Genomic DNA, 13,454 nt, shown 5'->3' with positions numbered 1-13,454 from the left:
GCCGGCAGGCCTCCGCCGACGCATTCAGCGCTTCACCGGACCTCCCGCGGCACGCATCGACTTGGTGATCGTCTTCCACTTCTGCAGCCGGGCCTTGGCCACCCGGGCGTCCGTGCGCGAGGCGATCCACTCGTTCTCGCGCTGGAGCTTGAGGTAACTGTCCATCCGGCGCTGCGGCAGGGTGCCGTCGGCCAGCGCTGCCCGCACCGCGCAGCCGGGCTCGGTGTGGTGGCCGCAGTCGTGGAAGCGGCACTCCTCGGCCAGCTCGGCTATGTCGGCGAAGGCCAGGTCCACGCCCTCGCCGCCGTAGAGGCCGACCTCGCGCAGCCCGGGGGTGTCGATCAGCACGCCCCCACCGGGCAGTGGGATCAGCTCGCGGGTGGTCGTGGTGTGGCGGCCCTTCTGGTCGACCTCGCGGGCCTCCTGGACCGTCATCACCTCGGCGCCGACGAGCGCGTTGGTGAGCGTGGACTTGCCGACACCGGACTGGCCGATCAGCGCGGTGGTGCCGGGGGTGCAGGCGCGCAGCACGTCCATGCCCTCGCCGGTCTCGGCGCTCACCACGAGCACCGTGACCCCGGGTGCGACCGCCTCGACGTCGGACCGGATGAAGTCGGCGTCGTCCACCAGGTCGGCCTTGGTGAGGACGACCAGCGGTTCGGCTCCGGACTCCCACGCCAGGGCGAGGAAGCGCTCGATCCGCCCGAGGTCGGGATCGGTCGCGAGGGAGGAGGCGATCAGGACAGTGTCGACGTTGGCCGCCAGCACCTGGCCGTCGGAGCGCTTGCCGGCCACCTTGCGGATGATCGCGGTGGAGCGCGGCAGCAGCGCACTGACGGCGGCCATCGGTTGGGCGTGGAGGTCCACGGCCGCCCAGTCGCCCGTGCACGGGCAGTTGATCATGTCGGCGTCGCCCACCGGCCGGGTGTCGAACCGGACGGTGCGCGGCTCGCCCGTCTCCGGGTCGGCGATCACGGCGTCGCACTGGCCGCGGTCGACCCGGACGATCCGGGCCGGGAGCAGCCCGGCCTCGCCGAGCGGGGCGAACAGCTCCTCGAGCTCGGGCGTCCAGCCGTAGCCGATCAGCGCGGAGCCGACATCAGAGGGAGAAGAAGAGAACGACGGAATGGAGGAGGCAGCGTTGAACAACGCAGTGGCCCTTCGGGAGGAGATGGTCCCGGCGGGCTACGGCTGGCGCGGAAGGGCTCAGCCGGCGGCCGGGGAAAGGAGGTGAACGCGAGCGCTGCCCTGGGCAGCTATCGGGGCGACAACGACCACGGGGGTTCACCTCCTGCTCTCTACTCCTCGGGCGGCCCAATGGCCCCCGAACCGGACACGTCACACGCTAGCGGAGCGGTCCGACTCCGCCAACCTATTTTTGACCTGCGGAAATACGCCCCACGGGCAGTCAGGAAGCCATCGGAGGGCGCCATTAGAGGGCAAAAATTGGCCCGCCCGCAGAACGGACAGAACAGAACAGAACAGACGGAACCGCCTATCCCCCGTACCGGTGCTTGAGGTTCGGATCGTCCAGCCACCACGGCCGCATCCCCGTCTCCTCCTCCTCCGGCCGGCCCGCCGCCCGCGCCTCCTGCGCCGCCGCCTCGAAGCGCGCGTCCAGTTCGGCGTCCACGGCCCGGATCTCCTCCCGCCCCTGCACCACCATCCGCCGTACCAGCGCGGCCAGGAACGGCAGCCCCACCAGGTCTCCCAGGACCCAGAAGGCGTTGCCGCCCCAGGTCTGGTCCTGCGCCAGGCTCGGGCCCCACGGCCGCCCGAGCGCCACGTAGTAGTGCTCGGCGACCAGGTGGCCGCCGTAGATCAGCACGATCCCGAGGCCCGCGTCGAAGATCACCTCGGCGAAGGTGATGAACAGCCCGACCAGGTGCGGGTACTCGTGTCCGACCGGGTCGATCTGCAGTCGCGGCCAGAAGTACGCGAGGCCCAGCAGCACCAGCGCCAGGTGCAACAGCACGTTCCCGAACGCGCTGGACACCGACTCCTCGTACCAGGGCGTGAGGTAGAGCAGCCACGGCGGCGCCATCAGCAGCGCGGTGGAGACAGCCGGGAACATCAGCACCTTGGACGGGCGGCTGCGCAGCACCCGCAGGATCCGCTCCCGCCGGGCCGGCGGCGCGGCCCGGACCAGCAGCGAGACGGGCGCGCCGAGCGCGAGCAGCAGCGGGACGACCATCAGCAGCAGCACGACCTGCACGGCCCGGTCGGTGAAGAGGATCCGCTCGTAGACGCCGAGGCCGGAGCAGGTGCACCAGATCCACAGCAGCAGCCCGCCGAGGAAGGCGGCGGTGCGGGAGGGCTGCCAGCGCTCGCCGCCGGAGCGGTGGACGATGCGCACCGCGGCCAGGTACCAGGCGCCGAGCAGCACCGAGAGGGCGAGCACCAGCGGTTCGACCGTCCAGGAGGTGGCCAGGTCGGACCACTGCCACGGGGGCGGTCCGCCGTACGCCAGCGCGGCGGCTCCGCCGTCGGCCGTGCCGTCCATCCGTCCGCCCACCTCGCTCGCACCCTTCGCACCGACCAGCACCGACCGACACCGGCCCGCACCGACCGGCACCGACCAATCGACCAGCACCACTCAGCACCGTCCGCCACGGCCCGCACCGACCAGCACCGGCCCGCACCGACCGCCCATGATGGTCCTCCCCCACCGACCGCCCGCGCGCGGGGCCCGCCTCTATACCCGCCCCTGGACCACCCGTGGACAAAGCTTTACCGGGCCCCAACAAAGCTTTGCCCAGGCAAAGTTCCGGCCCCGGAGCCCCGCCGTTCGCAACCGCGGCGACGACGCGAACGTCTGGCAGGATGCCCGTCGGCGAGACCCGCCACGTGGGGTGACAAGGGGACGACAAGAGGTGCGAAGCACTGCACGCGGCGAGGGCCGCCGACCGGCCGCGCGCCACCGCAACATCGAGCTGGGCCTGCTGGCGCTCGCGGTGGCCGTCTGTCTGGCGGGACACGTGGAGGCCGGTCTGGCGCTGACCGGCGCGATTCCGCCCGGGCTGCTGGTGCACGGTCTGTCGCTGGGCGCCCTGGCCGCGGTGGCGCATCTGGCGGTGCGCCGGTTCGCACCGTACGCGGACCCGCTGATCCTGCCGCTGGGCGTCTTCCTGACCGGCTTCGGCCTGGTGCTGCTGGACCGGCTGGACTTCAGCTACAAGGCCGCGCACAGCGCCAAGGGCGACTACCAGAAGCTCCCGGCCGCGCCCTCCCAGCTGATGTGGGTGTTCATCTCGGTGGCGGCGGCGATCGCGCTGATCGTGCTGGTCAAACACCACCGCTTCTTCCAGCGCTACGTCTACCTGCTGATGGCGGGCGCGCTGATCCTGCTGGCCGCGCCGGTGGCCTCGCCGAGCGACAGCTTCGGCGCCAAGCGCTGGATCCGGCTGTTCGGGCTCTCCTTCGAGCCGGACGAGTTCGTGAAGGTCGCGATCACGATCTTCTTCGCGGGCTACCTGATGGCCTCCCGGGACGCCCTCGCGCTGGCCGGCCGCAAGATCTGGGGGATGACCCTGCCGCGCGGCCGGCACGCCGGACCGGTGCTGGCGATCTGGATGGTCAGCCTGCTGGTGCTGATCTTCGAGCGCGACCTGGGCACCTCGCTGATCTTCTTCGGCGTCTTCATCGTGATGCTGTACGTGGCGACCGAGCGCACCAGCTGGGTGGTGCTCGGCCTGCTGATGGCGGTCGGCGGCGCGGCGGTGGTCGGCACGGTGGAGCCGCACGTGCACGGCCGCGTCGAGGCCTGGCTGCACCCGCTCGACTACTACAAGCCGGTGCACGACAAGGCGATCTCCGAGCAGCCCGCCGAGGCGCTGTTCAGCCTGGGCACCGGGGGCATCACCGGGACGGGCCTGGGCTCGGGCCGGCCCTGGCTGATCGGCTTCGCCGGACGCAGCGACTTCATCTTCACCACCATCGGCGAGGAGCTGGGCCTGGCCGGGGTGACGGCCGTGCTGCTGGTGTACGTGCTGCTGATCCAGCGGGGCATGCGCACCGCGGTCGGTCTGACCGACCCGTTCGGCAAGCTGCTGGCCACCGGCCTGTCGGCGGCGCTGGCGCTGCAGGTCTTCGTGGTCGTGGGCGGAGTGAGCGGGCTGGTCCCGCTGACCGGAAAGGCGCTGCCGTTCCTGGCCGCCGGCGGCTCCTCGCTGCTGGCGAACTGGCTGATGGTCGCGCTGCTGATCAAGCTGAGCGACTCCTCGGGGCGCACCGCGCTGGAACCGGCCCTGCCCTCCCCGGAGCCGCTCCCGGCCCAGGCCCGCCCGGCACCCGCCGGCCCGCAGCCGCTCGCCCCACAACCCCTCGCCCCGCAGTTCGACCGCCCCTCGAACCCCGCGAGCACCTGACCGCACGACCACCGAACCGCCCGACCGCCCGACCACCGAACCGCCCGACCGCCCGACCGCCGGACCAGCGGACGACACGACGCAGGGCCTCCCCCGCACCCGCGGGAGAGGCCCTGCCGTCGTCCGTCGTCCCCTCTACCCGTCCACCTACCGCTGCTCCCACGGCGGCCTGGGCGGCCGGGGCGGGTACCCCGGCACCTGCTGCCCGGAGGGACCGGAAGGACCGGAAGGACCGGCGGGACCGGAAGGCCCCAGCGGCCCCGAGAGCCCCGGCGGCACCGGCGACGCCCCCTCGGGGCCCTCGGGCCCCGGCCGTACCCCCGGCGGCGGCCCGGACGGCCGGTCGCTGTCCGGCGGCGGCGGGGCGGCCCGGTGGTGCGGCCCGCCGCGGGCGGTGAGCCGGCCGCGCACGTTGTCGGCGGCGAGCACGTCGGCCCACCGCTCCGGGTACTCGGAGGGCACGTCGACGTCCTCGCCCTCGTCCTCTCCCCACTCCTCCTCGACGCCTTCGGCGAGCCCGAGTTCGCGCGAGCGCCGGGCCCGTTCGACGGCCCGCCGGGCGGCGACCTCGCGGACCACGGCGGCGGCCGCCTCCTCGTGGGCGCGCTCGTTCTCGGCGCGGGCGTCGGCGGTCTCCAGGGTGGGCCAGCGGCGGTCTATGGCGGCGTTCATGGCGGCGCCGATGAGGACGGCGAGGGCCACCACGAAGATCCACAGCAGTACGGCCACCGGCGCCGCCAGCGAGCCGTACGCCGAGGGCACCTCGATGGAGCTGACCAGGTAGAGGCGCAGGCCGACGCTGCAGAAGACCAGCACCACCAGGGCGACCAGGGCGCCGGGGATGTCCTCGCGCCACGGGGTCGAGACCGGGACGGCCAGGTGGTAGAGGGTGGTGAGGGAGACGATCAGCAGCACGATCGCGACCGGCCAGTAGGCGGCGCCGACCAGTCCGGCGATGCCGGGCACGGCGTTCTCGATGAGCCCGGGCCCGGCCATCAGCAGGGGCAGCACCAGGGAGCCGATCACCAGGGCGCCGAGGTAGAGGCCGAGCGACATCAGTCGGGTCTTGACGATGCCCCGCTTGCCGTCGAGCCCGTACATGACGGTGATGGTGTCGATGAAGATGTAGAGCGCCCGGGAGCCGGACCACAGCGACAGCAAGAAGCCGATCGAGACGAGGTCGGGCCGGGTGTGGTCGAAGACCTGGCTGAGCAGCGGGACCACGACCTCCTTGACGGAGGAGTCCGACAGGACCGTCCCGGAGGCCGTGACGATGTCGTGCTTGAGCCGGTCGATGGTCCCGGCGCCGAGGAAGGAGTCGAGGTAGCCGAGCGTGCCGGCCAGGCCGAGCAGCAGCGGTGGGATCGACAGCAGGGTGAAGAAGGCCGCCTCCGCGGCGAGGCCGGTGACCCGGTACTCGACGCAGGTGTTGGTGGTGTCCTTGATCAGCTCCCACGCCGTGCGGCGCCAGGTGGCCTGTTTGGCCGCGCGCCGGGAGCCCTTGCCCCGGCGCCGGGAGGGCCGCTCGGGGTTCGCTCTGCTCGTATCGCCTGCTGCTTGCACAGGGCTAACGGTATCGGGCCGGGGCCCTCCGGTTGATCTCCCCGGGGTGCGGGCGCGTGCGCGGACGCCCGGGCGGGGAGCGGCGGGAACCTCCGACCGTCCCATATGACGAAACCTCAGCGTCCAGCATCTGGATGTTAGTGGACCGCGAGTCCCGGGCCATGCGAATCTCTTGCCATGCGTAGCGCCGGAACCACCCTGGTAGGTCGACTCCACGTCGATCTCCTTCGCGTGTCCAGCGCCATCTGTCCGGTGACCTGAGCCCACCCCGCCGCACCACCGCACCCGGCGCCACCCGTTCCCGCCATCCCTGTCGCAGCGGATACGCAGGCGCCCGCACGGCCTTGGTCACTGCCCTCCCGGTCCTGAGAGAACCCGCAGGTCAGAGCAGTACCGCATGGCCGGGCAAGCCCCGCGACCCACTCGGCACCAGCGCCACCTGCCCCGAAGGACTCCACCATGGCCACCTCCCCCGAGACCGTCGAGCCCACGGCCGACCGCCCTGCCGCGAGCCGCCCCGCAGCGGCCCGCAAGGTGACCCGCCACCGCGGCGAGGGCCAGTGGGGCATGGGGCACCACACGCCGCTGAACGCCAACGAGCAGTTCAAGAAGGACGACGACGGTCTCAATGTGCGGACACGCATTGAGACGATCTACGCGCACCGCGGCTTCGACTCGATCGACCCCGCCGACCTGCGCGGACGGATGCGCTGGTGGGGGCTCTACACCCAGCGCAAGGAGGGCATCGACGGCGGCAAGACCGCGATCCTCGAGCCGCACGAGCTGGACGCCGAGTACTTCATGCTCCGCGTCCGCATCGACGGCGGCCGGCTGACCATCGCCCAGCTGCGGGCGATCGCCGAGGTCTCCGAGGAGTACGCGCGCGGCACCGCCGACCTGACCGACCGCCAGAACATCCAGTACCACTGGATCCGGATCGAGGACGTCCCCGCGATCTGGCAGAAGCTGGAGGCCGTCGGCCTGTCCACCACCGAGGCCTGCGGCGACACCCCGCGCGTCATCCTCGGCTCCCCGGTGGCCGGCATCGCCGAGGACGAGATCATCGACGGCACCTCCGCCATCGAGGAGATCCAGCGCCGCTTCATCGGCAACCCGGACTTCTCCAACCTGCCGCGCAAGTTCAAGAGCGCCGTCTCCGGCTCCCCTCTGCTGGACGTCGCGCACGAGATCAACGACGTGGCCTTCGTCGGCGTGGTCCACCCCGAGCACGGGCCCGGCTTCGACCTGTGGGTCGGCGGCGGCCTGTCCACCAACCCGAAGCTGGGCGTGCGCCTGGGCGCCTGGGTCCCGCTGGACGAGGTCGCCGACGTCTACGGCGGCGTCATCGGCATCTTCCGCGACTACGGCTACCGGCGGCTGCGCAACCGCGCGCGGCTGAAGTTCCTGGTGGCCGACTGGGGCGTGGAGAAGTTCCGCCAGGTGCTGGAGGACGAGTACCTCAAGTACCGGCTGGTCGACGGCCCCGCCCCGGCCGAGCCCGCCGCCCGCTGGCGCGACCACGTCGGCGTCCACCGGCAGAAGGACGGCAGGTTCTACATCGGCTTCGCGCCGCGCGTCGGCCGGGTCGACGGCAAGCTGCTCGGCGAGATCGCCGACCTCGCCGCCGCCCACGGCAGCGACCGGGTGCGCACCACCGCCGAGCAGAAGATGCTGATCCTCGACATCGCCGAGGAACACGTCGACGCGGTGGTCGCCGGCCTGGAGGCGCTCGACCTACGGGTCACCCCGTCGCCGTTCCGCCGCGGCACCATGGCCTGCACCGGCATCGAGTACTGCAAGCTCGCCATCGTCGAGACCAAGGAGCGCGGCCGCACGCTCATCGACGAACTGGAGCAGCGCCTGCCGGAGTTCGCCGAGCCGCTGACCATCAACATCAACGGCTGCCCGAACGCCTGCGCCCGCATCCAGGTCGCCGACATCGGGCTCAAGGGCCAGCTGGTCACCGACGAGAACGGCGAGCAGGTCGAGGGCTACCAGGTGCACCTCGGCGGCGCGCTCGGCCTGGAGGCCGGCTTCGGCCGCAAGGTCCGCGGCCTCAAGGTCACCAGCGCCGGCCTGCCCGACTACGTCGAGCGGCTGCTGACCCGCTACCAGGCCGACCGCACCGAGGGCGAGCGCTTCGCCCAGTGGACGGCCCGGGCGACCGAGGAGCAGCTGTCGTGAACGAGCACAGCGAGCGAACCGTCAGCGAGGTGGGCGCATGAGTGAGCGAGCAGCCCCGTTCTTCTGCCCCTACTGCGGGGACGAGGACCTGCGCCCCTCCGAGGCCGGGCACGGCGCCTGGGAGTGCCACGGCTGCCGCCGCGCCTTCCAGTTGAAGTTCCTCGGCCTGCTGTCACCGACAAACCACGGGGGTACGTCCCATGAGCAGCACCGCGACTGACCACGAGGCGATCGCCGTCCGGGCCGGCCGCGAGCTGGAGGAGGCGACCGCGCAGGAGATCCTGACCTGGGCCGCCGAGACCTTCGGCAAGCGGTTCTGCGTCACCTCCTCCATGGAGGACGCGGTGGTCGCCCACCTCGCCTCCTCGGTGCTCCCCGGTGTGGACGTGGTGTTCCTGGACACCGGCTACCACTTCCCGGAGACCATCGGCACCCGGGACGCGGTCGCCGCGACCATGCCGGTCAACGTCATCACGCTCACCCCACTGAAGACCGTCGCCGAGCAGGACGCCGAGCACGGGCCGAACCTGCACGACCGCGACCCGGACCTGTGCTGCTCGCTGCGCAAGGTCGAGCCGCTGAACCGCGGCCTCGGCGGGTACGACGCCTGGGCCACCGGGCTGCGCCGCGACGAGTCGCCGACCCGGGCGAACACCCCGGTGGTCGCCTGGGACCCCAAGCGCCGCAAGGTCAAGCTCGCGCCGATCGCCCGGTGGACGCAGGAGGACGTGGACGCCTACGTCGCCGCGAACGGCGTGCTGCTCAACCCGCTGCTGTGGGAGGGCTACACCTCGATCGGCTGCTCGCCGCTGTCCTGCACCCGCAAGCCCGGCGAGGGCGAGGACGCCCGGGCCGGGCGCTGGTCCGGCTCCGGCAAGACCGAGTGCGGCATCCACCTCTGAACGCCTCTGAACGCCTCTGACACACCACCAGCCAACAGCTAAGGAAGCAACCGTGACAGCTCACACCCTGGCCGCCGACGGAGCCGCAGAGGCGGCCCCCGCGGCCGCCCCCTGCGAGCGCGGCGCCACCGTGTGGCTGACCGGGCTGCCCAGCGCCGGCAAGACCACGCTGGCCTTCGCGCTGGCCGAGCGGCTGCGCGCCGAGGGCCACCGGGTCGAGGTCCTGGACGGCGACGAGATCCGCGAGTTCCTCTCCAAGGGCCTCGGCTTCTCCCGCGAGGACCGGCACACCAACGTCACCCGGATCGGCTTCGTCGCCGAGAAGCTCGCCGCCAACGGCGTCAAGGTGCTCGCCCCGGTGATCGCCCCGTTCGCCGACTCCCGCGCCGCGGTGCGCGAGCGGCACGCCGCGGCCGGCACCGAGTTCCTGGAGGTCCACGTCGCCACCCCGGTCGAGCTGTGCGCCGAGCGCGACGTCAAGGGCCTGTACGCCAAGCAGGCGGCCGGCGAGATCGCCGGCCTGACCGGCGTGGACGACCCCTACGAGGCCCCGCGGAGCCCGGAGCTGCGCCTGCAGACGCAGGGCCGCGCGGTCGCCGAGTCCGCCGCAGAGCTGCACGCCTTCCTGACCGAGAGGGGCCTCGCATGACCACCGCGACCCAGCACACGGTGCAGGCCGACGACACCCCCTTCGCGCTGTCCCACCTGGACGCGCTGGAGGCCGAGTCGGTGCACATCTTCCGCGAGGTCGCGGGGGAGTTCGAGCGCCCGGTGATCCTGTTCTCCGGCGGCAAGGACTCCATCGTCATGCTGCACCTGGCGCTCAAGGCCTTCCACCCGGCGCCGGTGCCCTTCTCCCTCCTGCACGTCGACACCGGGCACAACTTCCCCGAGGTCATCGCCTACCGCGACCGCGTCGTGGCGCAGCACAACCTGCGCCTGCACGTCGCCCACGTCCAGGACTTCATCGACCGCGGTGTGCTGCGCGAGCGCCCGGACGGCACCCGCAACCCGCTGCAGACGGTGCCGCTGCTGGACGCCATCGAGACCAACCGCTTCGACGCGGTCTTCGGCGGCGGCCGCCGCGACGAGGAGAAGGCCCGCGCCAAGGAGCGCGTCTTCTCGCTGCGCGACGAGTTCGGCGCCTGGGACCCGCGCCGCCAGCGGCCCGAGCTGTGGTCGCTCTACAACGGCCGGCACGCGGTCGGCGAGCACGTGCGGGTCTTCCCGCTGTCCAACTGGACCGAGCTGGACGTCTGGCAGTACATCGAGCGCGAGGGCATCGAGCTCCCCGAGATCTACTACGCCCACGAGCGCGACGTCTTCGCCCGCAGCGGCATGTGGCTGACCGCCGGCGAGTGGGGCGGCCCGAAGGACAGCGAGCCGGTCGAGCGGCGGCTGATCCGCTACCGCACCGTCGGCGACATGTCCTGCACCGGGGCCGTCGACTCCGATGCCACCACCATCCAGGCCGTGATCGCCGAGATCGCCGCCAGCCGCCTCACCGAGCGCGGCGCCACCCGCGCCGACGACAAGCTGTCCGAGGCCGCGATGGAAGACCGCAAGCGCGAGGGGTACTTCTAACCATGACCAGCACCACCCAGGAAGCCACCGCCACCTCGCTGCTGCGCTTCGCCACCGCCGGCTCCGTCGACGACGGCAAGTCCACCCTGGTCGGCCGTCTGCTGCACGACTCCAAGTCCGTGCTCGCCGACCAGCTGGAGGCCGTCGAACGCGTCTCCCTGGGCCGCGGCCAGGAGGCGCCCGACCTCGCGCTGCTCACCGACGGCCTGCGCGCCGAGCGCGAGCAGGGCATCACCATCGACGTCGCCTACCGCTACTTCGCCACCCCGCGGCGGCGGTTCATCCTCGCCGACACCCCCGGGCACGTGCAGTACACCCGCAACATGGTGACCGGCGCCTCCACCGCCGAGCTCGCCGTCGTCCTGGTCGACGCCCGCAACGGCGTGGTCGAGCAGACCCGCCGGCACGCCGCCGTCGCCGCGCTGCTGCGGGTGCCGCACGTCGTGCTGGCCGTCAACAAGATGGACCTGGTCGGCTACGCGGAGCCCGTCTTCGCCGCCATCGCCGAGGAGTTCACCGCCTACGCCGCCTCGCTCGGCGTCAAGGACGTGCTGGCGGTGCCGATCTCGGCGCTCGCCGGGGACAACGTCGTCGAGCCGTCCGCGCACATGGACTGGTACGGCGGCCCGACCCTGCTGGAGCACCTGGAGACGGTGCCGGTCGGCAGCGACCCGAGCGACGAGCCGGCCCGCTTCCCGGTCCAGTACGTGATCCGCCCGCAGACCGAGGAGCACCCCGACTACCGCGGCTACGCGGGCCAGTTGGCCTCCGGCGTGCTGCGCGTCGGCGACACCGTCACCGTGCTGCCCTCGGGGCTCACCAGCACCATCGCCGGGATCGACGCGCTCGGCCGCCCGACCGACATCGCCTGGGCGCCGCAGTCCGTCACCGTCCGGCTCGCCGACGACCTCGACATCTCCCGCGGCGACCTCGTCGCCGCCGGTCCGGCCCCCGCGCCGACCAAGGACATCGAGGCCACCGTCAGCCACCTCAACGAGCGGCCGCTGCGCGCCGGGGACAAGGTGCTGCTCAAGCACACCACCCGCACGGTGCGCGCGCTGGTCAAGGAGGTCTCCTACCGGATCGACATCGACACCCTCGAACAGCGCTCCGGCGCCGAGGGGTTGAGCGTCAACGACATCGGCCACGTCAAGCTGCGCACCGCCGAGCCGCTCGCGCTCGACAGCTACTCCGACAACCGCCGCACCGGCTCGTTCCTGCTGATCGACCCGGCCGACGGCACCACCCTCACCGCCGGCATGGCGGGCGAGGCCTTCGAGACCGTACGCACCACCGACGCACCCGACACACCCGAAGAGGAGGACTGGGTCTGATGCCCAGCGAGGCGTTCTCGGGCATGGACAAGGAAGGCGGCCGCATCGGCAGCGGCGCCCTCGGCAGCGGCCAGGGCGGCCTGACCCGATGTGCGGGCCGACAGGGCTGAGAACGCCCTGTCACCGGGCTGTCTTCCCCCACAGCCGCCCGGCTTGCCCCGGCACTCCGCTGCCGCGTGCACCACCTTCCGACCGTCCACCCGGGACCGCCTCCTGACGGCCCGTCCGCGAACAGGACCCACCATGGCACCGAACCCCGTCCGCCCGTCCTCGCATACCCGCACCCGCCCCAACGTGGGCCGGATCAGACGCACCGCCGCTGCCGCCGCGGCCGGACTGACCGCGGTGGCCCTGCTGTCGGCCTGCGGCTACGGCTCCAAGGCCGACGACAAGTCCTCCGACACCAAGGCCGGCGCCGCGGCCGGCGCCGGGGACTCCGGCGCGAAGCTGTCCGCGGACTCCGTGCGGATCGGCTACTTCGCCAACCTGACCCACGGCACCCCGCTGGTCGGCCTCCAGGAGGGCATCTTCCAGAAGGAGTTGGGGGCCACCCAGGTCAAGACCCAGGTCTTCAACGCCGGCCCGGCCGAGATCGAGGCGCTCAACGCGGGCTCGATCGACATCGGCTGGATCGGCCCCTCCCCGGCGATCAACGGCTACACCAAGTCCGACGGCAAGTCGCTGAAGATCATCGGCGGTTCGGCCTCCGGCGGGGTCAAGCTGGTGGTCAACCCGGACAAGGTCTCGTCCCTGGACGACCTCAAGGGCAAGAAGATCGCCACCCCGCAGCTGGGCAACACCCAGGACGTGGCACTGCTCAACTACCTCGCGGGCAAGGGCTACAAGGTCGACGCGGCCTCCGGCGCGGGCGACGTCTCGGTGGTGCGCACCGACAACAAGGTCACCCCCGACGCCTACAAGTCCGGCTCCATCGACGGCGCCTGGGTGCCCGAGCCCACCGCCTCCAAGCTGGTCACGCTCGGCGCGAAGGTCCTGCTCAACGAGAAGGACGTCTGGCCGGACAAGAAGTTCGTCATCACCAACATCATCGTCTCGCAGAAGTTCCTCAAGGAGCACCCGGACGTGGTGGAGGCCGTGCTGCGCGGCTCGGTGAAGACCAACGCCTTCATCAAGGCCGACTCCGACAAGGCCAAGGCCGACGCCAACGAGGCGATCAAGAAGGAGGCCGGCAACGCGCTGGAGCCGGCGATCCTCGACCCGGCCTGGGCCGACATCGACTTCCTGGACGACCCGCTGGCGAACACCCTGCAGGCCGAGGCCGACCACGCCGTCACCGCCGGGCTCCTCAAGAAGCCCAACCTGAACGGCATCTACGACCTCACCCTGCTGAACAAGGTCCTCGCCGCCCAGGGCCAGGCCGCCGTGCCGGACGCCGGGCTCGGCGCCAAGTAGCCCGGCGCCACGCAGCTCCGCGGTCCGGCCCCGCCCGCCCGGTCGATCCCCGATCGATGCCCACCGGACGGGCGGGGCCCGGGCCCCGGCTCCAAGCCCCTTGCCCC

General features: G+C 72.0%; 12 protein-coding genes. 9 read left to right on the top strand and 3 right to left on the bottom strand.

Translation table 11 applies throughout. From position 1 onward, the window contains the following. Positions 1–24: 24 nt before the first annotated feature. Positions 25–1,149 carry a ribosome small subunit-dependent GTPase A gene (gene rsgA, locus ACZ3TI_RS15360; protein WP_465726675.1) on the bottom strand — a complete coding sequence of 375 codons (1,125 nt, stop codon included), beginning with the start codon at positions 1,147–1,149 and terminating at the stop codon, positions 25–27. A gap of 346 nt (positions 1,150–1,495) precedes the next feature. Further along, positions 1,496–2,503, bottom strand: coding sequence for a cytochrome c oxidase assembly protein (locus ACZ3TI_RS15355; protein ID WP_465726674.1), 1,008 nt, complete (start codon positions 2,501–2,503; stop codon positions 1,496–1,498). A 370-nt stretch (positions 2,504–2,873) separates the two neighbouring features. Between ACZ3TI_RS15355 and ACZ3TI_RS15350 the strand changes: the two genes are divergently transcribed. After that, a complete protein-coding gene (locus tag ACZ3TI_RS15350) occupies positions 2,874–4,367 on the top strand; it encodes an FtsW/RodA/SpoVE family cell cycle protein (RefSeq protein WP_465726673.1) in 1,494 nt (497 codons plus the stop codon). 147 nt (positions 4,368–4,514) lie between these two features. Here ACZ3TI_RS15350 and ACZ3TI_RS15345 read toward each other — a convergent pair whose 3' ends face one another. After that, positions 4,515–5,930 carry a YihY/virulence factor BrkB family protein gene (locus ACZ3TI_RS15345; protein WP_465726672.1) on the bottom strand — a complete coding sequence of 472 codons (1,416 nt, stop codon included), beginning with the start codon at positions 5,928–5,930 and terminating at the stop codon, positions 4,515–4,517. A 177-nt stretch (positions 5,931–6,107) separates the two neighbouring features. Here ACZ3TI_RS15345 and ACZ3TI_RS15340 point away from each other — a divergent pair, with 177 nt between their 5' ends. The 8 genes from ACZ3TI_RS15340 (at position 6,108) to ACZ3TI_RS15305 (ending at position 13,347) form a co-directional block, all read left to right on the top strand. Further along, positions 6,108–6,191: a putative leader peptide gene (locus ACZ3TI_RS15340; RefSeq protein WP_373313697.1), complete on the top strand. Its 84-nt coding sequence runs from the start codon at positions 6,108–6,110 to the stop codon at positions 6,189–6,191. Between the two features lie 198 nt (positions 6,192–6,389). Continuing rightward, positions 6,390–8,114 carry a nitrite/sulfite reductase gene (locus tag ACZ3TI_RS15335; protein WP_465726671.1) on the top strand — a complete coding sequence of 575 codons (1,725 nt, stop codon included), beginning with the start codon at positions 6,390–6,392 and terminating at the stop codon, positions 8,112–8,114. A 37-nt stretch (positions 8,115–8,151) separates the two neighbouring features. Further along, positions 8,152–8,334 carry a hypothetical protein gene (locus ACZ3TI_RS15330; protein WP_030060859.1) on the top strand — a complete coding sequence of 61 codons (183 nt, stop codon included), beginning with the start codon at positions 8,152–8,154 and terminating at the stop codon, positions 8,332–8,334. Then, positions 8,315–9,016 carry a phosphoadenylyl-sulfate reductase gene (locus ACZ3TI_RS15325; protein ID WP_465726670.1) on the top strand — a complete coding sequence of 234 codons (702 nt, stop codon included), beginning with the start codon at positions 8,315–8,317 and terminating at the stop codon, positions 9,014–9,016. The genes ACZ3TI_RS15330 and ACZ3TI_RS15325 overlap by 20 nt, the downstream gene beginning before the upstream one ends. A 67-nt stretch (positions 9,017–9,083) precedes the next feature. After that, positions 9,084–9,665, top strand: a complete 582-nt coding sequence (gene cysC / locus ACZ3TI_RS15320) for an adenylyl-sulfate kinase (protein WP_465726838.1) — start codon at positions 9,084–9,086, stop codon at positions 9,663–9,665. Beyond that, positions 9,662–10,600, top strand: a complete 939-nt coding sequence (cysD, locus tag ACZ3TI_RS15315) for a sulfate adenylyltransferase subunit CysD (protein ID WP_465726669.1) — start codon at positions 9,662–9,664, stop codon at positions 10,598–10,600. The genes cysC and cysD overlap by 4 nt, the downstream gene beginning before the upstream one ends. 2 nt (positions 10,601–10,602) lie before the next feature. After that, positions 10,603–11,934, top strand: coding sequence for a sulfate adenylyltransferase subunit 1 (locus ACZ3TI_RS15310; protein ID WP_465726668.1), 1,332 nt, complete (start codon positions 10,603–10,605; stop codon positions 11,932–11,934). Between the two features lie 243 nt (positions 11,935–12,177). Further along, positions 12,178–13,347 (top strand): aliphatic sulfonate ABC transporter substrate-binding protein, encoded by a 1,170-nt coding sequence (locus ACZ3TI_RS15305; protein ID WP_465726667.1) that lies wholly within the window; start codon positions 12,178–12,180, stop codon positions 13,345–13,347. Positions 13,348–13,454: the final 107 nt, after the last annotated feature.

It is taken from the genome of Kitasatospora sp. NPDC023120 (genome assembly GCF_055560835.1).
The sequence above is the reverse complement of the archived record's forward strand: the minus strand, read 5'-3'. Positions and strand labels throughout refer to the sequence as shown.

Coding starts and splice junctions, on each gene's coding strand:
- ACZ3TI_RS15355 (WP_465726674.1), bottom strand. CDS start 2,503: ATGGACGGCACGGCCGACGGCGGAGCCGCCGCGCTGGCGTACGGCGGA.
- ACZ3TI_RS15340 (WP_373313697.1), top strand. CDS start 6,108: ATGCGTAGCGCCGGAACCACCCTGGTAGGTCGACTCCACGTCGATCTC.
- ACZ3TI_RS15335 (WP_465726671.1), top strand. CDS start 6,390: ATGGCCACCTCCCCCGAGACCGTCGAGCCCACGGCCGACCGCCCTGCC.
- ACZ3TI_RS15330 (WP_030060859.1), top strand. CDS start 8,152: ATGAGTGAGCGAGCAGCCCCGTTCTTCTGCCCCTACTGCGGGGACGAG.
- ACZ3TI_RS15325 (WP_465726670.1), top strand. CDS start 8,315: ATGAGCAGCACCGCGACTGACCACGAGGCGATCGCCGTCCGGGCCGGC.
- cysD (WP_465726669.1), top strand. CDS start 9,662: ATGACCACCGCGACCCAGCACACGGTGCAGGCCGACGACACCCCCTTC.
- ACZ3TI_RS15310 (WP_465726668.1), top strand. CDS start 10,603: ATGACCAGCACCACCCAGGAAGCCACCGCCACCTCGCTGCTGCGCTTC.
- ACZ3TI_RS15305 (WP_465726667.1), top strand. CDS start 12,178: ATGGCACCGAACCCCGTCCGCCCGTCCTCGCATACCCGCACCCGCCCC.